This is a genomic window from Bradyrhizobium cosmicum (genome assembly GCF_032290525.1).
Lineage (GTDB): Bacteria > Pseudomonadota > Alphaproteobacteria > Rhizobiales > Xanthobacteraceae > Bradyrhizobium > Bradyrhizobium cosmicum_A.
In genome coordinates this window covers 197,328-221,799 of the sequence record NZ_JASXTA010000006.1, presented here as the reverse complement: position 1 = coordinate 221,799, position 24,472 = coordinate 197,328, and the positions used below count along the sequence as shown (strand labels likewise).

Sequence of the window (24,472 nt, the reverse complement as noted above, 5' to 3'; positions counted from 1 at the left end):
ACTAGGCCGCCCGCACGCCCGCAACGAAGGTGCTGACCTCGTCTTCAAGGGACTGCAGCTTCTGCGTCAGCCGGCCGCTCGATTGCAGTACGAGGCCCGCGGCCTGACCGGTCTCGGCGGTCGCATCGGTGACGCCGGAGATGTTTTGCGAGACCTGATCGGTGCCAGAGGCCGCCTCCTGCACGCTATGCGCGATCGCCTGCGTCGCGGCGCCCTGCTCCTCGACCGCGGCTGCGATCGATGAGGAGATCTCGTTGACCTCCATGATGGTCTTGCGGATGCTTTCGATGTTGCCCACGACCTGATTGGTCTCGGCCTGGATCGCGGTGATCTGCGCGCCGATCTCGTCGGTCGCCTTCGCGGTCTGGCTCGCCAGCGATTTGACTTCGCTCGCGACCACGGCGAAGCCCCTGCCGGATTCGCCGGCGCGCGCCGCCTCGATCGTGGCGTTGAGCGCGAGCAGGTTGGTCTGCGAGGCGATCTGGTTGATGAGGTCGATCACCTCGCCGATCTTGTGGGCCGCCGCAGCCAGTCCCTGCACGGTGTCGTTGGTGCGCTGGCCGTCGGCCGCGGCCTTGTCGGCCACGCTTGCAGCCTGCGCCACGCGCTGGCTGATCTCGGTGATGGAGGACGATAGCTGCCCGGCAGCGGAGGCCACCGTCTGCACATTGGATGAGGCCTGCTGGCAGGCGGTCGCGACGAAGCTGGCGCGGTCGGTCGCCTTGTTCGCGGTCTCCGACATGCCTTGAGCTGCCCGCTGCATCGCCCGCGCCTCGTTGAAGACCTCGCGGACGACGGCTTGAACGCTCGCCTCGAACTTGCCGGCGAGATCGGCCATCGTCTTGCGCTTCTCGTCGTCGACCCGCTGCTTGGTCTCCTGCTGCTCGGCATGCATGCGGCTGACGGCCGACGCATTCTCCTTGAACACGGCAAGCGCCTTGGCGAGCCCGCCGACCTCATCGCCGCGGCTGGTATAGGGCACCTCGAACGCACTGTCGCCGGCGGCGAGGCGCTCGGTCAGCGCGGTGATGGTTGCCAGCGGCCGGGTGACGCTGCGGCCGATCAGGAACGAGGCGCCGAGGACCAGGACCAGCACGGCCAGGCAGATGGAGCCGAACGTCATCGCGTTCTGGCGGAAGACCGCATCGACGTCGTCGAGGTAGATGCCGGTGCCGATGATCCAGCCCCAGGGCGCAAAGCCCTTCACATAGGAGATTTTCCCGACCGGTTGGTCGAAGCCGGGCTTCGGCCAGAGATAACCATAAAAGCCCGCGCCCTGCTTGTTGACGACGTCGACGAAACCCGAGAACAGCCGGTTGCCGGTCGGGTCCTTCATGTCCGAGAGATCCTTGCCGTCAAGCTCGGGCTTGATCGGATGCATGATCATCTTCGCGGCCATGTCGTTGAGCCAGAAATACTCGACCTTGTCGTAGCGAAGGCTCTTGATCTCCGCCATCGCGGCGGCCTGCGCCTGCTCGCGCCGCAGCTTTCCATCGCTCTCGAGCTTCTGGTAGTGCGCCAGGATGCCGTAGCCGACGTCGACCATGTGCTGCGTCTTGGCCTGACGGTCGGCGATCATCTGGGCGCGCAGGGTCGAAAGCGCGATCGGTGCCAGAGCGATCATGCCGAGCAGGCTAATGCCAACGATCAGGACCAGCTTGAAACTGATGCGGGAAAAAAACATCGGTGCTCGCAAGAATTGGAAGGGCTGATATGCCAGTTTATCCCGCCACCCTTAGCAAAGACTTAAGCATTCGGGTTGCCCAAAGCCCCGCGAAAATAAGCGGGCCGGTCGATGGTTCGATTTCGCGTGGCTTCGTCGCTGCACTTTAGAATTCGTCGACATTCACGCAGGCGCCAAATCTAGAAGACCTCGATATCGCCTCTCCGCACGTTGACTTGCGGAAGGCTCTGGCAGAACGATCAACGCAGATCGTCAACGCCCGAGCGGCGTGATCGCAGCCAAAGGCCACAGGCTCCATGCATCAATCCACATCCGCAAAACCCCTCGATCTTCCCGCGCTGTGTGCCGCGGAGCGTCTCTTCATCTGGGGATTTCGCGCCAAGGCGCGCAGCGGAACCGCCGTTCCGACCGCAGCCGACATCCAGCAGGTGTACGACCATTTTCGTGTCGGCGATGCCGTGCTGTCGCTGGAAGCCATCATCGAGATCTTTGCCTGCACGGCGCATACGGCCATCGAGGTTCATTGCCCCACCTGTCCGAAGATGTCTGAGAGCGAGCACGGGATCCTGCACGCGGTCGCCGCGGCACAGCACGAGCGCATCGATATCGCGCGCGAGCGTTTCGAGAGCTGGCTACCGCCGATCGGCGCGGACTGGGCGCTGGCGCCCGTCCAGGGGCTTGCGACGATCTTCCGCATAGCCGGTCTCCTGCTGCCGGATCGACACGTTCAGACCTTGGACCTCGAGCGGACCATGACGATGAAGAGCTGGTTGGTCGGAAGTCCCACGTTGCACTGACGGGATCGTTGTGGTGCACGGCAATGAGAACGATAACGCGACGACGCGGGCGGTCAACGCGCTTGCATGCTGCTGATGCTTGATGGGTTCTACTCGCATAGAGAGCCGTCTTGCGGTATCGACATCGTCATGGCGGGCAGTGCCCGACGCCCTCCATAAACCTCCAGACGGCCCCAGCGATCGCCACCGCCGGGGCCGTCGTCTTGAATCCCGACCTAACCGCCCTTCTTGCCGATCACGAGATCGATGGTGTGAGCAGCGATCTTGCGCAGTTGCGGCTCGTCACCATAGGCACGTTCGAGCACCGCGAGACCCCGCGTCACCGTGATGATGTGCAGCGCCGCAGCCGCGGCGTTGCCGTTGAATTCGCCGCGCGCGGCGCCGGCCGCCAGCGTGTCCTGAACCAGAGCGGCGATGCGCGAGATCAGGCTCGCAAAGGCCTCGCGCGCCTCCTCATCCAAACCTTCTCCTTCGGCGGGGCCGAGCTCCATCAAGCCGCGCGTGGTCGGACATCCCCGCGGCGGCGAGCCCGCGCGGAAGTTGCTGATGGTCAGGTCGAAGAAGGCGGTGAGGCGCTTTCGCAATGAGCCTGTGCCGAGCGTCTTTTGCAGGGCGGCGAGATATTCGTCTGCATAGCGCTCGTAAGCCTGGAGGAACAGCGCTTCCTTGCTGCCGAAGGCATTGTAGAGGCTGCCGCGCTGGACACCGGCGTCGCGCGCGATGTCCGACAGCGAGGTGCCGCGCACGCCGTTGCGCCAGAACTGGTCGAACGCGATGCGCAGGACGTCGTCGTGGTCGAACTCGCGCGGCCTCAAATCCTGCTCCTTGAACCCAAAGTATTTGACACAATGTCTAGAACATGCTTTTTCGACATCGTGTCAAAAACTGATTGGGATTGATAGCCCGTTTTCGTCAATGGGTCGAACGGCCGGCGTGCGGGAGCGCCCTGGCCGGCCGGAAACGCTCGCCAAGGGAATCAGCTCATGCCTCTCCTTCACATCTCGATGCGCGCCGGCAAGCCTGACGCCTACCGGCAGGCGATCCTCGACGGTCTCTATCGCGCCATGCGTGAGGCGCTGAATGTGCCCGAGGGCGACGAGTTCATGACCATCAGCGAGCTTTCGCCCGCGAACTTCCGTTGCGGCAAGGCCTACGGCGTCAACCGCAGCGACGATGCCGTGCTGATCCAGATCACCGTGTTCGCCTCGCGCACTCCCGAGCAGAAGATGGCGCTGTACCGGCGGATCGCGGAGCTGCTCGGCGAGAACCCGGGCATCCGGCCCGAGGACGTGTTCGTGAACGTGCTCGATGCCCCGGCGGAGAACTGGTCCGTCGGCCACGGCCTCGCGCAATTCGCGTGAGCTTGCAGGAACTGCTGACACCCTCTTGAGAATTGCCCGCCGGAAGGGTCTGATAGACTGCGGAGCACCCCTCCGCCGCAGCACCCCCGGGATCTGAACGGCATGACCATGTCGGTCGAGCAATTGTGGAGCCTGCCGGAAACCGCGCTGGTCGGCGCCTATGCCGAGGCGCGGCGCCGCTATGCCGAAAAGAAATTCGAGCGCGACACCCAGCGGGCGCGGCTGGAATGGATGCGCGCAAAGCTGATCGTCAACACGCGGAAGGGCCAGGAGGTGCGCGAGATGACGCGCGATCTGGACATGCTGAAAATCGAGGTCGACGTGATCGACACCATGATCCGGCTGCGCGGGACGCACGGCGCTGCGCCGGTCAACGCGGAAGAGGCGGCGGAGAAGCCGACCGAGCCGGAGGGGGAGTGAAATCCCCACATCCCAGATCGGGCTATGAGCCCCCCTCACCCGCAACGCATGCCTCCATGATTTCGTCGAGCTCCGCCTTGGAGAGCACGCCGAGCTCGGCGACGAAGACGATCCGCGCGCGCGGCACGCCTGCCGCTGGAGCATCGCCAGAGGCGAGCGCGGCATCGCCCGGCGCGAGCGTCGCGCGGCCAGCGGCGAACTGAAACACCATCTGGCGCCCGGGCTGTTCGACCGTCTCGAACAGACCTTTGGCACGCGCGAGCTTTGGCGCGAGACGGCCAATGGCCTGTTGCAAGCGCGGCAGTGAGAGCGGCCGGTCCGAGGTCCAGCTCAGCGTCTCGAAGCGCTCCTCTGCGGGCCGCTTCGGTCCCGGCTCGCGTGACACCGGCGCGCGATCGACGGTCGCGGGGAACAGCAGCGCGGACGGAAGCTCGCCGTGCTTGGCATCCACCACCACGGCAGGGACGCGTTGCGCGCGGATGGCCTCGCGCATCCGGGTGCCTGCGCCCGCGTCCGCCAGATCCAGCTTGGTCAGCGCCACGATATCGGCGACCCGCAACTGCGAACGGTGCAGCGCCTCATCCAGGGCGGTGAGCGGCGCCGTTGCATCCATCACGCAGAGCACCGTCTCCAGCGGCGCCTCGCGCAGGATCACGGGGTCCATGAGGTTACGGACGATGTCGGCGGGATCGGCGACACCGCTGGTCTCGATGACGATGTACTCCGGCTTCGGATCGCGCCGCAGCAACGTCGAGAGCGTGCGCAACAGATCGCCTTCGAGCGAGCAACAGATGCAGCCATTGGCGAGACTGACCACGCCGTCGCTCGCGCCCGCGATCAGCTCCGCATCGATGTTGATGGCGCCGAAATCGTTGATGATCGCGGCGATCCGCCGCCCCTCCGAATGCGCCAGCAGATGGTTCACGACCGTGGTCTTGCCCGCCCCCAGAAAGCCCGTCACCAGGAGAATGGGGACCGGCATGGGTCAGCGCTCGACGACGGGACGGCGGACGGGTTTTCCCGGCCGCACCGCCACATCCAGAATGCCGTCGCTGATCAGTGGCTGGCCACTAACGACCAGATGCCGCACGCCTTCCGACGGACGGTTCATCGCCGTGAAGGTGGCGCGGTCGCTCAACTTCTCGTAGTCGAACACGACGATGTCGGCATCGGCGTCCTTCGCGAGCCGGCCCTTGGCGCGCATCGCCGGCGTGCTTTGCGACAAAATTTCCGCAGGGATCAGCGCGCATTTGCGCACGCCTTCGAGCAGCGACACCGTCTTGCGCTCGCGCACCCATTCGCGGATGAATTTCGTGAAGCAGCCCGCCGAGCGCGGATGCGAGGTGGCATCATCCGGCAGCGGCCAAGCATCGCCGGTGTAGGTCTTGCCGTCCGACGTCGTCCACGGCATCGCGTCCGACGCGATCGCGCCACCGGGATAGAGCACCGACATGTCGAGCAGGTCACGGTGATGCGCATTGTTCTCGGTGTCGAGGATGTGCCAGAGCACCAACGAGGACGGTTCATCGGCCTGCGCCTTCAAGAGCTCCTCGCGGTCGCGGAAGCGATGGCCGTCGGTGACGCGCTGCACGGAATCATAGCCGGTGCCGTTGCGTTCGACGAACTCCGGATCGCTGAAGAAGGCGGCGGCCAGCACGGTCGAGCCGGTGCCGTAGGGATAAGCCTCGACCGTGATGGGGAGGCCCTGCGCCTGCGCCTTCTCGATCAGCACGCGGCAACGCTCGACGTCGGTCTTGCTCGACGAGTTGAAGTGACAGATGTGCATGTGCGCGCCGGTGGCGCCGGCATAGCCGATCAGGCGGATATAGGCCTCCGCCGCGCTCTCGGGATCGACCCGCGACATGTAGGCGACGTGGGTGAAGGTCGGCACGTCCTGCTTGGCAGCTAACTGGCACACCGCCGTCAATTCCTGCACGCCGGCACCCGGCGCATAGGCGTTCAGGATGCCGATGCCGATGCCGCCTTCATTCAGGCCGCGCGCAAGACGCTCGAGAATGCCGGCCACCTCCGCGTCGGTCGCGACGTTGTCTATCCAGCGCCGGTCGCGCATGGCGTTGCCGAACGCCTCCAGCGAACTCTCGGCATTCGAGCCCGTCATCGCACCGATGCGCGCGAAGGCCCAGTTGGTGGCGGCGCCGTAATTCAGCACGCGGCCCTTCCTCGCCTGGCGCTCGTACCAGGACCCGACCGGCAGCACGCCGGCCTCGAGATCGAGCGTCGTCGTGACGCCGTCGAAAGCCTGCATGCGATCCGCGGGGAGCGACTGGCCGTGCGCGTGCAGGTCGATGAAGCCGGGCGCGACCACGAGCCCAGTCGCATCGATCACCCGCTCGGCGCCGCCGAGGCCGGTGCCGACGGCGGCGATCTTGCCGTCCACGACCGCCACATCACCGACGGCGTCCATCCCGCTCGCGGGATCCACCACCCGGCCGCCAGAGATCACCAACCCGCTCATATCGTCACTCCAAAAAGCTGAAATCGCATCAAGGCAGATTCCGGGAACAACGACTACCCTCGCCGACGCCGATGCATCATGCTCGCATGGGATGTCACTTGGCGGCAGACCCGGATCGCGCGTATCGCACCGGGAAGAAAAGCCGATCACGGCAGGCACTGCGCTGCGGCTCGGAAAATACTTCAAGACAGATGCACAACGACCTCGAAACGGCCGAAGACGTGCTCGCACCACAGATCAGGAAGATCCCTACCTAGAAGGCGGCATAAGGATGCCGTCCACTGTCACATGATTTCTGAGACCCGCCCGTGGCTCGCCGGCGCCGCGTATCGATAAACGATCTCATCAAGATGCGTGGACCCTGAACGACGGATCGGTCTCGAGCCCATGCAATCGACGGCGAACCTGCTCCGCCGTCTTCTCGCCCCCATTGTCATCCAGGGAGTTGGCGGGGCGCGTTACGGTGGGCAAAGTTCCCGAAGGTTCCATGTGATCAACCGACGTCTCCTGCAAGGCAACTCCCGTCATTCCGTTTCACGCCGCGCGCTCCTCGGCGGAATTTTGTCGGCGGGGAGTGCCCTCGCGCTCGGCGGATGCGCTGGCCTCGGTGCGACCGGCGCGCGCTTCGATGCGTCGTCGCTCTCGCTTGACCCCACATTGCTCGTCACCACCACGCGCAAGCCCGTGAACGGCGCTCGCACCAAACCCTGGTTCGGGCCGGAGCGCGCGACCACCATGACCGTCGCGCGGGCGAAGCTGGGGGCGCCCGACGAGAGCCGTCTTTCGCTCGCCTCGGTTGGAATTGGCGATTGGCGCCTTGACCGGGTCGAGCCGGTCTCGGCCGATGCTGGCGATCTCGTTGCGCAGGCGGGCGGAGGAGACGTGCTGATCTACGTGCACGGCTTCAAGCAGACATTCGAGACGGCGGTGCTGGATGGCGCCCATCTCTCCGACGGAGTCAAGTTCCGCGGCCGGACCATGGTGTTCTCTTGGCCCTCCAAGGCAGGACTGTTCGACTATGCCTATGACCGCGACAGCGCAATGTGGTCCCGCGACGAGTTCGAACGCGTGCTCTCTGCGCTCGTGTCGGCGCCAGCCGGCGGCCGCGTGCACATCGTTGCGCACAGCATGGGAACCATGCTGTCGCTCGAAAGCCTGCGTCAGCTCTATGCGCGATACGGCGACACAATCGCGGGCAAGATCGGCGCGGTCGTGTTTGCCGCGCCTGATATCGACATGGACGTGTTCTCGTCGGCGATCCAGCGCATCGGTCCGCTTGCCGGCAAGATCACCGTGATCGCCGCGACCAACGATCGCGCCCTGGCGCTGTCGGGACAGATCGCAGGTGGCATGACCCGGGTCGGCGCCGCCGAGAAGGCCGCCATCGCACGGCTCGGTGTGCGCGTGGTCGATGCGTCAGCGGAAGGCTGGGGCATCATCAACCACGACCTGTTCCTGTCGAATGCGGAAGTGCAGCGGGTGATCCGCCGCTCGATCGACGGAACGATCGCATAGGTCGCGAAGGCTCGTGGGCACGCTAGTTGGGGCTACAAGCGGAAATGGCCGGTTTCGGAAGTGCCCAGTCTCGCAGGCAAAATGGCGCTCCCTAGGGGAATCGAACCCCTGTTTCAGCCTTGAGAGGGCCGCGTCCTAACCGCTAGACGAAGGGAGCGTGAGGGCTAGCCAATAACCTCGAAATTTGTCCGCCGCAAGGACCCGAGTGGGCCTTTTACGGCTCATTGGCAAATTTCAGCTTTCCGGTCGGCTTCAGGGTATGGGCATCGAAGGTGCGGATCTCGGTGATCCCGCCAACCTCGATCGTGATCACCAGCCGGTCGCCGGCCACGCCGCTCGAGACGATTTTGGCGCCCTTCGGCAGGATCGCGATGGCGTCGAAGACGGCCTCCGGCGCCCTTCCCTCCGACTTGAAAAGGCGGTAGCCCACCGCGATCAGGACGGCGCAGATTGCCAGCGCCGTGGTCAACCCCGCGATCAGCATCATCCGCCGCACCCGCGCGAACAGCGCGGCCTGCTCGGGGGTCGGTTCGGGAACAGCGGTATCAGACGTCGTCATGGAAAGCTCAGGTTCAGCGCAAAGGTTGGAGGTCGTGGTCGGCGGCGAGGAGGGCTCGGCCCGGCTCGACCGCGTGCTGGCGGCGCACCTCACCGAGCTGTCGCGATCGAGGCTGAAAGCCCTGATTCTGGCGGGCGCGGTGAGCCTGAAGGCCACCGCGGTCCGCGACCCCGCTTATCACGTCAGTTCGGGCGATACGATCACAATCGACGTGCCGGAAGCGGTCCCGCCGGAGCCCAAGGGCGAGGACATCGCCCTCGACATCGTGTTCGAGGACGACGACATCATCGTCATCAACAAGCCCAAGGGCCTGGTCGTGCACCCCGCGGCCGGGCACGAGACCGGCACGTTGGTGAACGCTCTGATTGCCCATTGCGGCGCGACGCTGTCGGGCATCGGCGGGGTGCGCCGGCCGGGCATCGTGCACCGGCTCGACAAGGACACGACCGGGCTGATGGTGGTGGCCAAGAACGACCTCGCCCACGCCTCGCTGTCGGCGCAGTTCGCCGACCACGGCCGCACCGGCGCGATGCGGCGCGGCTACATGGCGTTCGCCTGGGGGCTGCCCGGCCGGCATCGCGGCACCGTCGATGCGCCGATTGACCGTCACCCCCATGCGCGCGAGAAGATGGCGGTGCGCGAGGGCGGCCGCGAGGCGGTGACCCATTGGGAAGTCATCGAGAGTTTTGTCGGCCGCGACGGCAAGCCGATCGCGACCCTGCTCGCCTGCGAGCTCGAGACCGGGCGCACCCACCAGATCCGCGTTCACCTCGCCCATATCGGCCATCCGCTGATGGGCGATGCCGTCTATGGCCCGCATTTCAAGACCAAGGCCAACCAGCTTGCGCCTGAATCGCAAGGCGCTCTGGCGGCACTTGGGCGGCAGGCCTTGCATGCCTATCTGCTGGTATTGGAGCACCCGAGGACCGGAGAATTACTCCACTGGGAGGCGCCGCTGCCGGAGGATTTGCTTCTCCTTCAAAGCGCGCTGAAAGCGGCGGTATGACGCAGGGCCGTTAAGAAAAGCGTTACATTACAAAAAGTTATAGCTGCCACACGGGGACGTGACGTCAGCAATCCTTCCCTTTTTGACCCCCGATGGGGTATATTGCGCGTGCGTTGGAAAGGACCAACGCGGAACATCGCAGCTACGGCCGGCTTTAACACAGCGGTCGTCTGCCTGGCCCGCCGCTATCGGGGGCCTGAACCTTGGAGGGCTTCATCATGGCCCGTACCGCTACCCTGCCGGTCCTCAATGGAGAATCCGGCCTTTCTCGTTACCTCGCCGAGATCCGCAAGTTCCCGATGCTGGAGCCCCAGCAGGAATACATGCTCGCCAAGCGTTGGCGCGAGCATGACGATCGCGACGCGGCGCACCAACTCGTCACCAGCCATCTCCGCCTCGTGGCCAAGATCGCCATGGGCTATCGCGGCTACGGCCTGCCGATCTCCGAGGTCGTCTCGGAAGGCAATGTCGGCCTGATGCAGGCGGTGAAGCGTTTCGAACCCGAAAAGGGGTTCCGTCTCGCCACCTACGCGATGTGGTGGATCAAGGCGTCGATTCAAGAGTACATCCTGCGTTCCTGGTCGCTCGTGAAGATGGGCACCACCGCGAACCAGAAGAAGCTGTTCTTCAACCTGCGCAAGGCGAAGAGCAAGATCAATGCGCTGGACGAAGGCGATCTCCGCCCCGACCAGGTGAAGACCATTGCCAAGCGTCTCGGCGTCACCGCTCAGGACGTGATCGACATGAACCGCCGCCTTGGCGGCGACGCGTCGCTCAACGCACCGATCCGCGACGACGGCGAAGCCGGCGAATGGCAGGACTGGCTGGTCGACAATACGCCCAACCAGGAAGCCATGATGGCGGAGCACGAGGAGTATGATCACCGCCGTGAGGCGCTGAACGGCGCCATGGGCGTGCTCAACCCGCGCGAACGCCGCATCTTCGAGGCCCGCCGCCTCGCCGATGAGCCGATGACACTGGAAGACCTTGCTGCCGAGTTCGGCGTGTCGCGCGAGCGCGTCCGCCAGATCGAGGTCCGCGCCTTCGAAAAGGTGCAGGCCGCGGTCAAGGGCACCATCGCAAAGGCCGAACAGGCCGCGCTGGAAGCCGCGCTCTAAGCGGAGCTTTTGACGGCAAGAGATTGGCGGATCGAAAGAGACTTAAAAGCCGGCGGCAACGCCGGCTTTTTTGTTGATGTGAGATGCACAGCACTTGGCGGAAACGCCGGCCGGACTCGCCTTGAACCGCTGCCGGTCAGCCGGCCCGAAAGGAGGTGTGAGCCCCCTTCGTCATTCCCCCCAAATCCTCGCCAGCGTCGCGAGCCAGCAGCCTTCGCAATAACGCGAATCCTTGTAGTCGATCCAGTTGTGCGCATAGACGTGGTCGCGCGGGATGTCGTAGCGCGCGCGCAGGACCTTCACGAGGATCTTCCATGCCGCGACTTGCGCCTCGGTCGGGCCGGCCGCAACATCGGGATAATTGCCGGCGAACTCGACGCCGATCGAATTGTCGCGCACCACCCGGCGATAGGTCGAGCTGTTGTCGATGTACTTGTTGTCGTTGCGGTTGGCGCCGTCGCCATGGGTTGGCACAAGATTCTCCGCGACCGCCCAATAGACCGTGCCGTCGGTCTCGACCCACACCGTGACGCCGCGCCGCGTCGGATTCTTCGCCTGCTCCGTCGCGCCGCCGCGCGCCGAGCCTGCCGGCCCCTCGGTCTGGTGCACGATGATGTTGCGCCAGGCATGGGCCCTGGCAACATCGCCCCACGGCGCCAGCCAGACGATCTTCAGGCCCGCAATGTCAGGCGTGCCCGAGCTGCGCGCGAGTTTTGCGAACTCGGCGTCCGTTGCGGCAGCAGGTGTGATCAGGAGGAGAGCGGCGACTGCGGCCGCGAACAGGCGGGAAATCATCATGAGGGTCCAACAACGGACCCCAGCGTAGCAGCCTTCAGGCGAATTTGCGCGCGGCCTCGCCGAGCCCGGGCGGCTCGGGCGAGAGCGGCGGGACCGGATCATAGACCGCAAAATCGTTCTTGCCGTTCTTCTTGGCGGCATAGAGGGCGTGGTCGGCATGCGCGATCAGGCGGTCCGGGAATTGGCCGATGCCGCGGTCCCATTCGGCGACCCCGATCGAGATCGCAATCGGAATGTCCCCAGGTGTGCAGCCGGCGGCATCCTGGCGGCAGACCTCGAGCACGCGGCGGGCGATCGCGGCACCCTCGCGCAAGGTGGAAGCCGGCAGCACGACGCAGAACTCGTCGCCGCCGGTGCGGGCCAGCATGTCGCCGGGCCTCAAGCGCGTCTGCGCCATCAGGGTGAAGTGCCGCAGGCAGGCATCGCCCGCGGCATGGCCATGGGTGTCGTTGATGGCCTTGAAGCCGTCGAGGTCGATCACCAGCAGCGAGAACGGCTCGCCGCTGCGCTCCGAACGGGCGCATTCCTCGGAGAGGCGCTGCAACAGATGCCGCCGGTTGGCGACACCGGTGAGATCGTCGAGCAGCGCGAGGTCGGCAACCTCGCCCCGCAGCCGGTCGATCGCCATCAGCAGGAAGCCGAAATTGAGCGTCATCGACAGGAACACCAGCCCCAGCACCATGACGGCATGGCCCTGACCACCGGCCTTCGCCGAGAAATCGTAGCCGAGCAGATTGCCCGTTGCGCGGGCCAGGAAGATGGCGATGATGGTGAGGATGACGATGCCGGACAACCGGGCACCGGGACTGACGCGGCCTTCGGGCGGCGACAGCAAGAGGCGTAGCGCCAGCACCAGCGGCAAGGCCTGACCGAGCGTGTAGCTGAGCATGCGCAGCTGCATGTGCTCGAAGCCGACCATGAAGAACACGACACCAGCGAGGCTGAAGACGCCCGTCCCGCCCATGACGCGCCACGACACCGGACGATCATAGAAGCGCTGAATGCCCATGGCCGCGAGGCAGCTCGCCGCAATCACGCCGGCGGCCCCGAACAGCAGCGGCACGGGAGAAGAGACGAACAGCCGCGCCAGCGCCGCCGTCGCGCCGGCGGCGCCGACGAAGGACGACGCCATCCAGAAGCGCGCGGCCGCAAATTTCGGATAGGAGCGCGCCACGTAGGCCCAGATCAGGCCGAGCGCGAGGAAGTTGACGACGAAGACGGTCCAGAGTGTCGGTACGTTCAGCATGGCGCGTGCGGCACGCGCAGCGCCGTGCTCCCCGTCTCTGGCAGCCGTTCGTCCATGACCCGTCCCCGTGTTCTTGCGGAAGACAATGCACGGATTGCGCTTAACGGACCCTCACTGCGATCCGCGAAAACGCGCCTTTGGTTTTGGATTCATGAACGCCGCGCGGCGATTGTTGGATCGTTAGGCATGTCGCCGCGCCCCTGCGCGGTCACGCCGAGGCGCATCGCGATGCGGATTCGCGGGCAGAAATCACCCGAAAACGCATCTGAGCTGTGGATAACGTGATGACACGGATGTGACGGCGCGGGGCAGAGACCTGCGAATCTGGTGAGCTTGTGGTCGAGGATGTTGCGAGGCTGGCCCTCCGCCGAGCATCCCTCGTGTCGCGTTTAACCATGAACCCTTAAGAGGATACTATGGCTAAGAAAGCGAAGAAGGCGGTGAAGAAGAAGGCGAAGAAGGCCAAGAAGGCGAAGAAGAAGTAACGAGACTTCTTTTTCTTTGCCCGGGTGGAGCCTCGCTCCGCCCGGGCTTCGGGTAGGATTTGAATTTGAAGGCAGCGGGCGCGAGGCCCGCTTTTTTACCGGCATGCGCTATTTTGTCGGCTACCGCTCCGCGAACGCCAGCTTGGCACCAAGCGCGGCAAAGCCGGTGGCAAAACTTCTCCGCAGCCAGGCCATGACGTGCGGCCGGGAGATCACGCGCTCGCGCACCGACGCTGCGCAGAGACCGTAAAGGACGAACACCGCAAACGTCATCGCCATGAAGGCGCCGCTCAATTCCAGCATCCGCGCCAGCACATGGGCCTCGTCCGCGGCGATGAACTGCGGCAGGAAGGCGAGGAAGAAGATCGACAGTTTCGGATTGAGGATGTTGATCAGGAAACCGGTGGCGATGACCCGGCCGCTCGACCGTTCCCTGATCTCTCCCTCGACCGCGAGCGCGCCGGTCTCACGCAAGGCCTGCCAGGACATGTAGAGCAGATAGAGCACGCCGCCCCATTTCAACGCGGCGAAGGCGAGCGCGCTGGTGTGCAGCACCGCGGCGAGGCCCAGCATCGCCGCCATCATGTGCGGCACGATCCCGAGCGTGCAGCCGAACGCCGCCGCGACGCTGGCCCGCGAGCCTCGCGTCAGCGCCGCGGCCAGCGTGTAGAGCACGCCGGTGCCGGGCGAGGCGACGACGATGAGCGAGGTGATCAGAAAGGACAAGGTCATTGGCTGACCTTATCACTGCGCTCCAGGGCAAGGAAGCGGACGCCAAGAGCGTGCCGTCAGGACAGTTGCGCGATCTCGGCCTCGCGCAACACGTCGAGCGGTGCCCAGGGTTTGGCCCAGAATTTCGCGCCCATCGGCAGGGGTTGCATCAAGGGACGGCCGGACGTGACGACGACGTCGAGCTTTGGATTGCGGTCCTTGGCGACATGCGCGAGCTCGACGCCATTCATGCGGCCGGCGAGCTGCACGTCGGTCATCATCAGGCAGAGGGCCCCGGCGTTCTTATCCAGCACGCGTTCGGCCGCTTCCGCGCTCTCGCACTGAATGACCTGATAGCCGCTCTCCTCCAGAAGGAGGCAGAGCATCTCCCGCTGCATGAGGTCGTCTTCTACGATGAGGGCTGTTGCAGGAAATGGTCTGGTTTGTCCCATCGGTTGCTCCAATGCTGCCGCCTCCGTCCAAGTAACTTACGTTAAGGAGCCAACTCGAATACGGTTCGGTTCCATTCTGAAAAAATGTAAATCATAGTTCCACGGTCGGAGCTTGATGGGGGAATCCATGACCATGATTCGCGGCGCCGCCGCCATCACGGGAGCGGCGGGCGGTATCGGCCGCGCGCTGGCCATCGAGTTTGCCCGGCGCGGCTGCGACCTCGCGCTCGCCGATCGCGACGAGGCCGGGCTGAAGACGCTCGCCGCCGAGATCGGCGAGGGACCGGAGAAGGCGCGCAAGGTGACCGTTCACCGCCTCGACGTCGGCGAGCCCGGCGACATCGCGCAGTTCGCGAGCGATGCGGTCGCCGCACATCCGGCGCTCGGCATCGTCATCAACAACGCCGGCGTGGCTGTGATGGGGTCGTTCGAGGAGATTGACCAGGCCCAGATGGACTGGCTGTTCGACATCAATTTCTGGGGTGTGGTGCACGGCACACGCGCGTTCCTGCCGCATCTGAAGACGAGGGGCGAGGCGCATATCGTCAACCTCTCCTCGATCTTCGGCATCATCGCGCCGCCCGGGCAGTCGGCCTATGCCGCGGCGAAGTTCGCGGTGCGCGGTTTTTCGGAGAGCGTGCGGCATGAGCTTGCAGTTGCAGGCAGCTCGGTGAGACTGTCGGTCGTGCATCCCGGCGGCGTCGCCACCGCCATCGCGCGCAACTCGCGCACCGGGCTCGGCGTCACCGACAATGCCCGACGCGCGCAATCGATCGAGCGGTTCGAGAATGCGGCCAGGACCACCCCGAAGGACGCCGCCCTGCGCATCATCAGGGGCATCGAGAAGAACGAGCCGCGCATCCTGATCGGCAAGGACGCCCGCTTCATGGACCTGCTGCAGCGCTTCCGCCCGGCGACGTACTGGGCGCCGTTGCAGCGGAAGCTGGAGAAAATGGCGAAGGGGACGTGAGAGGTGATGGGCTTGCGCCACTCGGCGCTGTCATTGCCCGCGAAAGCGGGGAATCCAGTACGCCGCAGCTTCTCGGTTCAGCCACCACTGTCGCTCGAATGCTGGATCACCCGCTTTCGCGGGTGATGACACCGAGTATGTAGTCACTGCCCCGCCAGCCGATCCGCAAAATACCCGATCGTCTTGCGATAGATCACCGCTCTGTTCCATTCGCGCATCGCCTCGAAATTGGCGGTGCCCTCGCCATAGGGCTGACCCATCTTGAAGCCGCTGGTGTGCAGCAGGTTCGCGGTCGAGGCGAGCACGTCGGGGACACTGTGACGAAGGTCGACGTGACCGTCGCCGTCGAAATCAACGCCGTATTTGATGTAGGACGACGGCAGGAACTGGGTCTGGCCGATCTCGCCGGCAAAGGCGCCAATCAGGTCGCGCAGCGGCAGGTCGCCGCGCTGCACGATCTTGAGGGCGGCGAGCAGTTCGCCCTGGAACAGCTCGGTGCGGCGGCAATCATGCGCGAGCGTCGCCAGCGTGCGGACCACTGGCATCTTACCGATGTCGCCCTTGCCGAAATCGCTTTCGAGGCCCCAGATCGCGACCAGGATATGGCGTGGCACGCCGAACTTCTGTTCGATGCGCGAGAGCAGTGCGGCATGGCGCTGCAGCAGCGCCTTGCCGCCATTGATGCGGCCGGGGCCGACGCGGGTCGAGACATACTGCTCGAAACTCTTGTTGAAGGTGTAACGCTGGCGCCGATCGAAGGCCAGCACCGCGCCATCAGGGGTCACGCCGCTGAGCGCCGCGTTGGTCACGCTCGCCGAGACGCCGGCTCCTTGCGCTTCCGAAGCCATGGTGGCGACGAAGCTGTTGAAGTCGCCGCCGCAGCGCGCGGCCTGCGCCGAGCCACCGGCCAGACAGACGATGACGGCGATGGCCAGGACGTATCTCAGCATGCGGGGAAATCCTCTGGAGAATCTGCGCGGACGGCAGCGCACGATCATGCCCGGGAACAGCGGACCGGTCAAAGCGCACTGGTCACGGCGCCTCACGGCTCGCCATGCTGACGCCGGAGCCCGCGATACATGTGAACCTGAAGCGCCTCATCCAGACATATCATCAGGCCCAGGACGTGCACGACCGGGATGCGCGCCGGGGTTGAGCCTGCGGTTTTCGTTCCGAAGGGCGCGTCATGGATGCCAAAGCGCCGACGCCAGTTTCCACCGGCGGCCTGTCCGAGGGGGCGTCCCGGACCGACCGGCGGGTGATGCTGCGCCGGCTCTACCTGAAGGCGACCATCACTTTCGCCCTGCTCATCCTTTGCATCGTCGGCCTGACCGATCGCTCGATACGCACCGATCCGTTCACGCCGGATCCGGGCTTTCTGGAATGGCTGTTCAAGCTGCAACCCGATCCGCGTCTGGCCTTGATGCCCGTGGTCCCGATGGGCGCCGCCGGCGTGCTGTCATGGCGGCCGAAATCGACGGCCTGGCTCACCGAGCGGCCGGTCGGGCTGACGGACCCCGCCCCGCAGCGCGCCGCGTTTCACTGGCTGGGATTCGAGGCCGCCCGTGCCGGCGAGCCTGATCGGAAGGTTGCGCCAAAGACGGGACCGATAGCGCCCAATCAGGCCGAACCGTCGAAGATCCCCAACAACCCGGTTCAGCAATCGCCGATCCAGCAACAGCCGTCGATCGAATCCAAGGATTCGAAGGTGACCGCCCCGCGCGCGCCGCAACCGGCGGCGGTCAGGCTGGTGCCGGACCCCAGTGCCGATCCCAATTTCGCAAGACTGCCTGCGCGCCAGCCGCTGTCGGAGGGGGCCTACTGGGCCGGCTGCGACAAGGGCCGCACATGGTGCCTCCGGCTGGCGGGAATCGACGGTTCGGCCAGCCGGGATGGCGGACAAAGCTGGAAAGGATTTCCAACCGACCTCAATCCCGCGCCCTTCATCGCGGTCGATGGAGAGCAGCCGTTGCTGGTCCCGGCCCGTAATGCGGCGGATGGCTCGGGGTCGATCGATCCAATGCTGTTGACGGCGGTCGACGCGCGGGTGCCGTTCGCATTGTCGGGGTACGCGGTCGACGACGAAATTCGCGGATATCGCGCCGCGGCGGGCCTGAATGCCAAGCTGCAGGGAGGCGTGAGAGAATTTCTGCGGACGACATCATCGCGGATGAACTTCTTCGCTCTGCTGCCTCCCGACCAAGAGGTGGAGCTGCCTCGTCGCACCGCCAGGATGTTCACGCTGTTCGCGCAAGGTCATCTCGCCGCCACCACGTTCAAGCTGTTCACCCCGGCCGGCCAGGTGCAGCACGAGACTCAATTCGTCACCCTTCCGACCAATGCAAATCCGACCAAAGCGAATTTGCGCTCGCTTCACTTCCAGCCCGACCAGCGCTTCGGCTGGATCTCGTCGGGCTGGGAGGACGGCAACGAGGAAGGCCCGCTTCCGGCGGTGTTCCAGACCTCGGACGGTGGCAAGAGTTGGGAGCGACTGTCGTATCGATGGCAATTCGCGCCCTGGGTGCTGTTCGGCGCGCTGCCGGGATTGGCGCTCGCCTTCTTCTTCACCGGATTGGCGTGGCACGACCTGCCCCGCAGCAAGGTCGACGAGGGCATTTCCGCGACCGGCACGTCCGATACGCCGATCGGGTGGAACGATTTCGACGTGCTCGGGATGAAGCCGCTGGCGCTCGCGCTGTCGCGGTTCGTGCGCAACACCAGCACCTCGCCGCCCCTGACGATCGCCATCACCGGTCCATGGGGCACGGGCAAGAGCTCGCTGATGAACCTCGTGGCGGAAGATCTGCGCCAGCGAGGATCGAGCCCAGTCTGGTTCAATGCCTGGCATCACCAGAAAGAAGAGAACATTCTCGCGGCCCTGCTCGAGAACATCCGCGGCCAGGCGATCCCGTCGGTCTGGCGCCTCTCGGGCCTCTGGTTCAGGGCGCGGCTGCTGTACGTGCGCGCGGGACGGGACATCGTTCCGCTGCTGCTGACCATTGCCGTGATCTTCAGCGTGGCCTGGGCGTTCAAATGGGCCGCCATCGGCAACTCGCTGGCCGCCTGGCTCAAACCCGACGCCGAGTGGCCGAAGCTCGCGCAACTGGCTGACACCGCGAGCAGCTGGCTCGACCACGCCCTCTTCGTCGGCGCCGGCACGTTGCTGCTCGTGATCGTCAAGATCTACGCCACCATGAACCTGAAGCCGTCCGAGCTGATGGCGACGTTGCGCGGCAACTCCAAGCTCGCCGATTTCAGCGCCCAGCTCGGCTTCCGCTACAAGTTCGCCAAGGAGTTCGACGCCGCCGGCCGGGCTTTGCGAACCTCCACCAGCCCTGGCCTCGTCATCTTCATCGACGATCTCGACCGCTGCACGCCGGCAAACCTGATGGAGGTGCTGGAATCCATCAACTTCCTGACCACGGCGGGCCCGTGCTTCATCTTCCTCGGCATGGACGAGCCCAAGGTCGTGGAGATCATCGCCAAGCAATATGGCGACGACCAGCAGCGCGCCCGGCAATATCTGAAGAAGCTGCTCAACCTCACCATTCCCGTTCCCGACGTGGACGTCCGCAACAGCGTCGGGCTGTCGTTCGGCCACGACGAGCGGCGAGAGGCCATGTCGCCATGGCCGGACCGCATTCGAAGGACGCTTCGCTACGTGCCCGATGTCGGGATCCCGGCGATGGCGCTGCTGCTGATGATCTGGCTGCTGGCGTCATGGGCCAATAATTTGCAGAGCGTGGTGTCGCCGCCCCCGGCGAAGCCGCCGCAAGCCACGGCAGCGCCCGCGTCTGCCGCCACCGAAGACGCCGCATCGGCCGCGCCGAACCTCGCGCCCGAGCGCCGCGATGACGCCAACACGGCCGTGCCGGTAGCCTCCGCCGATCAGCTCGTCCTATCCCGACGCGTGCCGCCCTATCTTGGCCTTGCCGTTGCGCTGCTGCTCATCGCATTGCTGGCAGCCCGGCGCGTCACCATGGTACGCGAGGACAAGGTGGAGGATTCCAAGCATTTCCGCACGGCGCTGGCGATCTGGCATCCCGCCGTGTTCGAGGCCGATCCGACGCCGCGAGGCGTCAAGCGTCATCAGAACCGGCTGCGTCTCCAGGCCATGCGGCTGCGGCCGGCGCACGAGACATCGGATGTCTTGGATCGATGGTTCGACGTCAAACCTGCAAGATCCAGCGGCGCCGACATCAGCGAGCCGACGCTGGTTGCGCTCGGCGGCATCGTCGCGCTGTGTGATGACATTCCGGACTGGTCCGTGCAGCCGCCCTCGGCGGCCACAAGCGGCCTGCCCTCGCTTAAGCAAGCCACGATCGCGGAATGTGTCAGTGCCTTCAAGGCGAAGTTCCCGTCGGATTGGCCGCCGACGCCGGAGGCGATCGCGGCCTTCAGGGCACTTAGGCGCTCGCTTTAGGCGCGGCATTCAGAACCGGCGGCGGCGGTCGCGCCGCGCGCACGCATCGAGCCGCGCGGCGCAAACTGGAACTCATTGGCGTGCAGCGAATGACAGCTGCTGCGCACTCTCGGAAAAAATGCAGCTGTCTGCGCTCATCGACGCAAACGGGCGAACTCTCGCTGCGTTGCGAGAGCAGACAAGATGAACAAAGCCCAATCATCCGGCTTGAAAGCGCGCCGAAGCGACGCTCACAAGCAACACATATCTCATCCGCACGCTGCGACATCGGCGCTCCCGTGATTTGCCTTGCCATCTCATGACGCGGGTTATAACCTTCTATCCTAGGTTGTCGCCCCACCAGCCCCGGGCGACGCTGAAGACCAGAAATAAACGGCGGGCTTTCTCGGCCCGCCGTTTATTGAGGCGAGGGTTCGATCGACGAGGTCCGATCGAACGGCGGCATCGGATTTTAGGAAGCGCTGGACGCTTCCATTCCCGCCCCCGAGCATCTCGCAAACGGACGTCCTCGATCGATCGCGCGGCCGATTCCGCCGCCACAGGGGCCGCACTACCACCGGAAAACCCGCCAAAGTCATTTGACTATGGCGCCCTGATCGACGACAAGCCCGCCATGGCCAAAAAACCCGGAACCAATCCCAAGGGCGAATTCGCCTTTTTCAACGTCTTCTATGAAGACGGCTCCCAGCGCTCGAACCGGCGCGTGCCCGCCGATCTCCTTGGCGGCCTCGACGGCGACGAGCCCGCGCGCGGCTTCATCATGGAGCAGGACCGCGAGATCGCCGAAAAATCGGGCCGCCCGCCGCTGGCGATCAAGGAACTCGAACGGGTCGGGGCGAAGAAGAAGTAGGCCCGCTCGCGAGACACGCAGCGACAGCACAAAGAAAAACGGCGGGCTCAGGCCCGCCGCTTTCGCTTGGATCGCGGCCCGGATCGGGTCCGGGCGCGCTTGATTGGGTATCCAGAAACTACCGGGGCGTCCCCCGCCGGACCAATTTGAATAGAGCGATCTTAGGCGGGCATAGCCTTCAGCTTCGCGGAGAAATCTCGAAGGGCCATCGGCACAAAATCTACGAACACCATCCCGGAAACATACGAGCCAAATATTTCCTCGGCAGATTTTTCGAGAAAGAAACTGCCGTAATCTTGATGGACGAGCCTATTCCGTTCGCGACCAATTTCAAGGAAATCCGAACTCGATACCGCCCGTATTTAGGCGATTAAACACTTCGTACATCGAGGAATCATCACCCGCCGGGCTGTTTTGCTTCACGATGATATTGCGGATCGGGCGCAGATCGAATTGGGTCTTGTAATCGCCCAAAGTAGAATAGTTCAGTCCATGAAATTTATTGGTTTGGTTTGGGAGCTTTTCTGAGAGCTTAAGTTTGAAGTCGTCAAAGTATTCGTCATCGTGAAGAACCTCGTCTGGAATTTTCCCTTCTCTGTCAAAGATCGCGCGAATCTCAACTCTCTTTTCCTTCCTCGGAAATCTTCGCTTGATAAAGTAGTAGATGGACATAAGGCGCTGTTGGCCATCAATCACGAGGAAGCGGTTGCGCGCCTGCTCGTACAGGAACAACTGCGGGACTGGTATTCCCAGAATGAGAGATTCGATTAGCTTGGACGCGCGGACTTGGTCCCAGACAAAATTGCGTTGGAACCCAGGAATGCGGACGGCGCCGGATTCTATGAAATTAAAGAGAGTTGAAACGTTAAAGTCGTTGGGGGTCGCCGTAATGTCGTATTCGTCAATCTGCAACTCGTCTTCTTCATCGGCATAATCATCAAACCACTCAGCCATGCCCCCCCTTAGTCGCGCGCTGTGATTTTACGCAACTATAACGAGAACAATCACTCACACAATATGAAAACGGCGGGCTTTCGGCCCGCCTTTTCATTTGGATGATGCCTGGGTCGGCCCGGGCCTGACGATACCGATCAATTATCCAAAAAGCTCCGCAGCTTTCTGCTCCGCGACGGATGCTTCAGCTTCCGCAGCGCCTTCGCTTCGATCTGACGAATACGCTCTCTCGTCACCGAGAACTGCTGGCCGACTTCTTCCAGCGTGTGGTCGGTGTTCATGCCGATGCCGAAGCGCATGCGCAGGACGCGCTCTTCGCGCGGGGTGAGCGAGGCGAGCACGCGCGTGGTGGTCTCGCGCAGGTTCGACTGGATCGCGGCGTCGATGGGGAGGATCGCGTTCTTGTCCTCGATGAAATCGCCGAGATGCGAATCCTCTTCGTCACCGACGGGGGTTTCGAGCGAGAGCGGCTCCTTGGCGATCTTGAGGACCTTGCGGACCTTCTCCAAGGGCATGCCGAGCTTCTCGGCGAGCTCTTCCGGGGTCGGCTCGCGGCCGATCTCGTTGAGCATCTGGCGCGAGGTGCGCACGATCTTGTTGATCGTCTCGATCATGTGCACGGGGATGCGGATGGTGCGGGCCTGGTCCGCAATGCTGCGGGTGATCGCCTGCCGGATCCACCACGTCGCGTAGGTCGAGAACTTGTAGCCGCGGCGGTACTCAAACTTGTCGACCGCCTTCATCAGGCCGATGTTGCCTTCCTGAATCAGGTCGAGGAACTGAAGGCCGCGGTTGGTGTACTTCTTGGCGATTGAGATCACGAGACGGAGGTTGGCTTCCACCATCTCCTTCTTGGCCTGGCGTGCCTCGCGCTCGCCCTTCTGCACGGAGTGCACGATCTTGCGGAACTCGACGATCTCGAGGCCGGTGAGGGCAGCTAACTGATGCACCTCGTGGCGGAGGTCCTTGATGCGGTCCTTCTCGATATGGACGAAATTCTTCCAGCCCTTGGCCGAGAGCTTCGAGACGCGGTTGAGCCAGCGCGGATCGAGCTCCGAGCCGGTGTAGTTGCGCAGGAAATCCTCACGCGCGACGCCGTGGCTGTCGGCAAGGCGCATCAGGCGGCCCTCGTACGACACCAGCCGCTTGTTGATGTCGTAGAGCTGCTCGACCAGTGAATCGATACGCGCCTGGTTGAGGCGGAGCGACTTCACCTCGACGATGATCTCGTCCTTGAGCTTGCGGTACTTGCGTTCCTGGTGCGGCGACAGCGAGGGCCCGTGCGAGGTGCTCTCGAGCTGGTTCTGGATGTCCTGCTCCTGGAGCTTGCGCAGCTTCTTGTAGCTGTCGGCGATCTTGTCGAAGATCTCGACGACCTTCGGCTTGAGCTCGGCCTCGATGGCCGCGAGCGACATCTGGTTCTCGAACTCGTCGTCCTCGTCCATGTCGGCTTCGGCCGCGGCTTCGCCCGGATCCTTCTCGGCTTCGCCGGCATTGCCGGGCGCAGGCGCGGCGCGGAACGGGGTCGGCGACGGCGGAGCTGCCGGCGGCGCGACATGCGCGGGCGCAGCGCCCGTTGCCGGAGCGCCAGCTTCCGCCTGGGCTTCGCCGTTCTCCCCGGCCGGACCGCCGATCAACGCCGTGTTCATGCCGCCCTTGGCTTCCGGGCCGGCATAGGTCGCTTCGAGATCGATGATGTCGCGGAGGAAGATCTTGCCTTCGTTGAGCTCGTCGCGCCAGATGATGATGGCCTGGAAGGTTAGCGGGCTTTCGCACAGCCCTGCGATCATCGCCTCGCGGCCGGCCTCGATGCGCTTGGCGATCGCGATTTCGCCTTCGCGGGAGAGCAGCTCGACCGTGCCCATCTCGCGCAGATACATCCGCACGGGGTCGTCGGTGCGCTCGCCCGGCTCGCTCTTCTTGACCTCGGTGACGGCCTTCTGGGTGACCTCGACGAGCTCGTTGTCGGTCTCGTCCTCGCCGCCCTCGTCCTTGTCTTCCTCGCCTTCGCTATCGTCGGCTTCGGTGACGTTGATGCCCATGTCCGAGAGCATGGACATGATGTCCTCGATCTGCTCGGGCGAGGTCTGGTCGGACGGCAAAACTTCGTTGAGCTGATCGAAGGTCACGAAGCCGCGCTTCTTGGCCTGCTTGATCATCTTCTTCACTGCCGCATCGGACAGATCGAGCAACGGCGAGGGCGCGTCCTGGGAGTCCTTCTCCGGCGCGTCCGCTGCCTTGTCGTCTTTTTCCTTGTCCTTCGCCTGCAGCGTCTTTGCCTTGGTGGCCATCCATTGCTCCTAAACGCGCTTCATGCCGACGGCTCGCCCCGCCGGCCTGAAATCACTTGAACCTGTTGTTCGACGCTCTCGCTTCGTCAGATCTCGACACGGAAAGGGCGGCGCGCCTATCTCTCGCCACCCCGACCCTTCTCTCGCCGGATTTGCCTAACGCTTCGTGAGCCTCTTTGTCGCAGCGGATGCAGGTGTAGTGCCAACAGCGATTGCGCGGATTCATTCCTGACGCGTCTGTTCTGCCTGCGGCCGCCTGATGGCCAAAGTGCTACAAGACCGTTAAGCCTCGATTAACCCTGTTTTTGCCGCCAAACCTCGGATTTGGCGAGTCTTTTAGCGGTTCCGGCCCCGGC

21 protein-coding genes and 1 tRNA gene are annotated in these 24,472 nt (G+C 64.3%); 9 read left to right on the top strand and 13 right to left on the bottom strand.

The window, feature by feature from the left end; translation table 11 throughout:
* Position 1 precedes the first annotated feature (1 nt).
* On the bottom strand, positions 2-1,684 hold the full coding sequence (locus QSV46_RS13740; protein ID WP_314951645.1) for a methyl-accepting chemotaxis protein: 1,683 nt from the start codon (positions 1,682-1,684) through the stop codon (positions 2-4).
* A gap of 296 nt (positions 1,685-1,980) precedes the next feature.
* Between QSV46_RS13740 and QSV46_RS13735 the strand changes: the two genes are divergently transcribed.
* The gene (locus QSV46_RS13735) at positions 1,981-2,481 is read left to right on the top strand and encodes a hypothetical protein (protein WP_314951643.1); all 501 of its coding nucleotides are present in this window, start codon (positions 1,981-1,983) and stop codon (positions 2,479-2,481) included.
* A gap of 215 nt (positions 2,482-2,696) precedes the next feature.
* On the opposite strand, the gene QSV46_RS13730 is transcribed toward QSV46_RS13735, so the two are convergent.
* Entirely contained in the window at positions 2,697-3,296 is a 600-nt protein-coding gene (locus tag QSV46_RS13730; protein WP_314951640.1) for a TetR/AcrR family transcriptional regulator, read from the bottom strand.
* A 168-nt stretch (positions 3,297-3,464) separates the two neighbouring features.
* Here QSV46_RS13730 and QSV46_RS13725 point away from each other — a divergent pair, with 168 nt between their 5' ends.
* Together QSV46_RS13725 and QSV46_RS13720 are read left to right on the top strand one after the other, a co-directional pair.
* Positions 3,465-3,842 carry a tautomerase family protein gene (locus QSV46_RS13725; RefSeq protein ID WP_314951637.1) on the top strand — a complete coding sequence of 126 codons (378 nt, stop codon included), beginning with the start codon at positions 3,465-3,467 and terminating at the stop codon, positions 3,840-3,842.
* A 102-nt stretch (positions 3,843-3,944) separates the two neighbouring features.
* A complete protein-coding gene (locus tag QSV46_RS13720) occupies positions 3,945-4,262 on the top strand; it encodes a hypothetical protein (protein WP_314951635.1) in 318 nt (105 codons plus the stop codon).
* A 22-nt stretch (positions 4,263-4,284) separates the two neighbouring features.
* Here the strand turns inward: QSV46_RS13720 and QSV46_RS13715 are convergent, their stop codons facing one another.
* On the bottom strand, positions 4,285-5,244 hold the full coding sequence (locus QSV46_RS13715) for a GTP-binding protein (RefSeq protein WP_314951632.1): 960 nt from the start codon (positions 5,242-5,244) through the stop codon (positions 4,285-4,287).
* 3 nt (positions 5,245-5,247) lie between these two features.
* Entirely contained in the window at positions 5,248-6,762 is a 1,515-nt protein-coding gene (locus tag QSV46_RS13710; RefSeq protein ID WP_314952005.1) for an amidohydrolase family protein, read from the bottom strand.
* A 465-nt stretch (positions 6,763-7,227) separates the two neighbouring features.
* Between QSV46_RS13710 and QSV46_RS13705 the strand changes: the two genes are divergently transcribed.
* Positions 7,228-8,253, top strand: a complete 1,026-nt coding sequence (locus QSV46_RS13705; RefSeq protein ID WP_314951629.1) for an alpha/beta hydrolase — start codon at positions 7,228-7,230, stop codon at positions 8,251-8,253.
* Positions 8,254-8,335: 82 nt separating this feature from the next.
* On the opposite strand, the gene QSV46_RS13700 is transcribed toward QSV46_RS13705, so the two are convergent.
* Positions 8,336-8,410 (bottom strand) — tRNA-Glu (locus QSV46_RS13700).
* Between the two features lie 57 nt (positions 8,411-8,467).
* Positions 8,468-8,812, bottom strand: coding sequence for a hypothetical protein (locus QSV46_RS13695; protein WP_314951627.1), 345 nt, complete (start codon positions 8,810-8,812; stop codon positions 8,468-8,470).
* Here QSV46_RS13695 and QSV46_RS13690 point away from each other — a divergent pair.
* Both QSV46_RS13690 and rpoH read left to right on the top strand, forming a co-directional pair.
* Positions 8,811-9,818: an RluA family pseudouridine synthase gene (locus QSV46_RS13690; RefSeq protein ID WP_314951625.1), complete on the top strand. Its 1,008-nt coding sequence runs from the start codon at positions 8,811-8,813 to the stop codon at positions 9,816-9,818. The genes QSV46_RS13695 and QSV46_RS13690 overlap by 2 nt on opposite strands.
* A 218-nt stretch (positions 9,819-10,036) precedes the next feature.
* Positions 10,037-10,936 carry an RNA polymerase sigma factor RpoH gene (gene rpoH / locus QSV46_RS13685; protein WP_314951622.1) on the top strand — a complete coding sequence of 300 codons (900 nt, stop codon included), beginning with the start codon at positions 10,037-10,039 and terminating at the stop codon, positions 10,934-10,936.
* Between the two features lie 171 nt (positions 10,937-11,107).
* On the opposite strand, the gene QSV46_RS13680 is transcribed toward rpoH, so the two are convergent.
* The 4 genes from QSV46_RS13680 to QSV46_RS13665 form a co-directional block, all read right to left on the bottom strand.
* On the bottom strand, positions 11,108-11,734 hold the full coding sequence (locus QSV46_RS13680) for a peptidoglycan recognition family protein (RefSeq protein WP_314951620.1): 627 nt from the start codon (positions 11,732-11,734) through the stop codon (positions 11,108-11,110).
* 34 nt (positions 11,735-11,768) lie between these two features.
* On the bottom strand, positions 11,769-12,980 hold the full coding sequence (locus tag QSV46_RS13675) for a GGDEF domain-containing protein (RefSeq protein ID WP_314951617.1): 1,212 nt from the start codon (positions 12,978-12,980) through the stop codon (positions 11,769-11,771).
* A gap of 605 nt (positions 12,981-13,585) precedes the next feature.
* Positions 13,586-14,197 carry a LysE family translocator gene (locus QSV46_RS13670; protein ID WP_314951614.1) on the bottom strand — a complete coding sequence of 204 codons (612 nt, stop codon included), beginning with the start codon at positions 14,195-14,197 and terminating at the stop codon, positions 13,586-13,588.
* A gap of 56 nt (positions 14,198-14,253) precedes the next feature.
* The gene (locus QSV46_RS13665; RefSeq protein ID WP_314951612.1) at positions 14,254-14,628 is read right to left on the bottom strand and encodes a response regulator; all 375 of its coding nucleotides are present in this window, start codon (positions 14,626-14,628) and stop codon (positions 14,254-14,256) included.
* A gap of 127 nt (positions 14,629-14,755) precedes the next feature.
* Here QSV46_RS13665 and QSV46_RS13660 point away from each other — a divergent pair, with 127 nt between their 5' ends.
* Complete coding sequence (locus QSV46_RS13660) at positions 14,756-15,598, top strand: SDR family oxidoreductase (RefSeq protein ID WP_314951609.1); 843 nt, start codon at positions 14,756-14,758, stop codon at positions 15,596-15,598.
* A gap of 143 nt (positions 15,599-15,741) precedes the next feature.
* On the opposite strand, the gene QSV46_RS13655 is transcribed toward QSV46_RS13660, so the two are convergent.
* Positions 15,742-16,548: a lytic murein transglycosylase gene (locus QSV46_RS13655; RefSeq protein WP_314951607.1), complete on the bottom strand. Its 807-nt coding sequence runs from the start codon at positions 16,546-16,548 to the stop codon at positions 15,742-15,744.
* A 236-nt stretch (positions 16,549-16,784) separates the two neighbouring features.
* Between QSV46_RS13655 and QSV46_RS13650 the strand changes: the two genes are divergently transcribed.
* Both QSV46_RS13650 and QSV46_RS13645 read left to right on the top strand, forming a co-directional pair.
* Positions 16,785-20,021: a P-loop NTPase fold protein gene (locus tag QSV46_RS13650; RefSeq protein WP_314951604.1), complete on the top strand. Its 3,237-nt coding sequence runs from the start codon at positions 16,785-16,787 to the stop codon at positions 20,019-20,021.
* Between the two features lie 613 nt (positions 20,022-20,634).
* The gene (locus QSV46_RS13645) at positions 20,635-20,871 is read left to right on the top strand and encodes a hypothetical protein (protein ID WP_314951601.1); all 237 of its coding nucleotides are present in this window, start codon (positions 20,635-20,637) and stop codon (positions 20,869-20,871) included.
* A 330-nt stretch (positions 20,872-21,201) separates the two neighbouring features.
* Here the strand turns inward: QSV46_RS13645 and QSV46_RS13640 are convergent, their stop codons facing one another.
* Both QSV46_RS13640 and rpoD read right to left on the bottom strand, forming a co-directional pair.
* On the bottom strand, positions 21,202-21,825 hold the full coding sequence (locus QSV46_RS13640; RefSeq protein ID WP_314951598.1) for a DUF262 domain-containing protein: 624 nt from the start codon (positions 21,823-21,825) through the stop codon (positions 21,202-21,204).
* A gap of 137 nt (positions 21,826-21,962) precedes the next feature.
* On the bottom strand, positions 21,963-24,116 hold the full coding sequence (gene rpoD / locus QSV46_RS13635) for an RNA polymerase sigma factor RpoD (RefSeq protein ID WP_314951593.1): 2,154 nt from the start codon (positions 24,114-24,116) through the stop codon (positions 21,963-21,965).
* Positions 24,117-24,472: the final 356 nt, after the last annotated feature.

Bases quoted from the DNA above. Each gene is read 5' to 3' on its own strand.
- QSV46_RS13740 (WP_314951645.1), bottom strand. From the start codon at position 1,684: ATGTTTTTTTCCCGCATCAGTTTCAAGCTGGTCCTGATCGTTGGCATT.
- QSV46_RS13735 (WP_314951643.1), top strand. From the start codon at position 1,981: ATGCATCAATCCACATCCGCAAAACCCCTCGATCTTCCCGCGCTGTGT.
- QSV46_RS13725 (WP_314951637.1), top strand. From the start codon at position 3,465: ATGCCTCTCCTTCACATCTCGATGCGCGCCGGCAAGCCTGACGCCTAC.
- QSV46_RS13720 (WP_314951635.1), top strand. From the start codon at position 3,945: ATGACCATGTCGGTCGAGCAATTGTGGAGCCTGCCGGAAACCGCGCTG.
- QSV46_RS13715 (WP_314951632.1), bottom strand. From the start codon at position 5,244: ATGCCGGTCCCCATTCTCCTGGTGACGGGCTTTCTGGGGGCGGGCAAG.
- QSV46_RS13690 (WP_314951625.1), top strand. From the start codon at position 8,811: ATGGAAAGCTCAGGTTCAGCGCAAAGGTTGGAGGTCGTGGTCGGCGGC.
- QSV46_RS13695 (WP_314951627.1), bottom strand. From the start codon at position 8,812: ATGACGACGTCTGATACCGCTGTTCCCGAACCGACCCCCGAGCAGGCC.
- rpoH (WP_314951622.1), top strand. From the start codon at position 10,037: ATGGCCCGTACCGCTACCCTGCCGGTCCTCAATGGAGAATCCGGCCTT.
- QSV46_RS13680 (WP_314951620.1), bottom strand. From the start codon at position 11,734: ATGATGATTTCCCGCCTGTTCGCGGCCGCAGTCGCCGCTCTCCTCCTG.
- QSV46_RS13675 (WP_314951617.1), bottom strand. From the start codon at position 12,980: ATGCTGAACGTACCGACACTCTGGACCGTCTTCGTCGTCAACTTCCTC.
- QSV46_RS13670 (WP_314951614.1), bottom strand. From the start codon at position 14,197: ATGACCTTGTCCTTTCTGATCACCTCGCTCATCGTCGTCGCCTCGCCC.
- QSV46_RS13665 (WP_314951612.1), bottom strand. From the start codon at position 14,628: ATGGGACAAACCAGACCATTTCCTGCAACAGCCCTCATCGTAGAAGAC.
- QSV46_RS13660 (WP_314951609.1), top strand. From the start codon at position 14,756: ATGACCATGATTCGCGGCGCCGCCGCCATCACGGGAGCGGCGGGCGGT.
- QSV46_RS13655 (WP_314951607.1), bottom strand. From the start codon at position 16,548: ATGCTGAGATACGTCCTGGCCATCGCCGTCATCGTCTGTCTGGCCGGT.
- QSV46_RS13650 (WP_314951604.1), top strand. From the start codon at position 16,785: ATGGATGCCAAAGCGCCGACGCCAGTTTCCACCGGCGGCCTGTCCGAG.
- QSV46_RS13645 (WP_314951601.1), top strand. From the start codon at position 20,635: ATGGCCAAAAAACCCGGAACCAATCCCAAGGGCGAATTCGCCTTTTTC.
- QSV46_RS13640 (WP_314951598.1), bottom strand. From the start codon at position 21,825: ATGGCTGAGTGGTTTGATGATTATGCCGATGAAGAAGACGAGTTGCAG.
- rpoD (WP_314951593.1), bottom strand. From the start codon at position 24,116: ATGGCCACCAAGGCAAAGACGCTGCAGGCGAAGGACAAGGAAAAAGAC.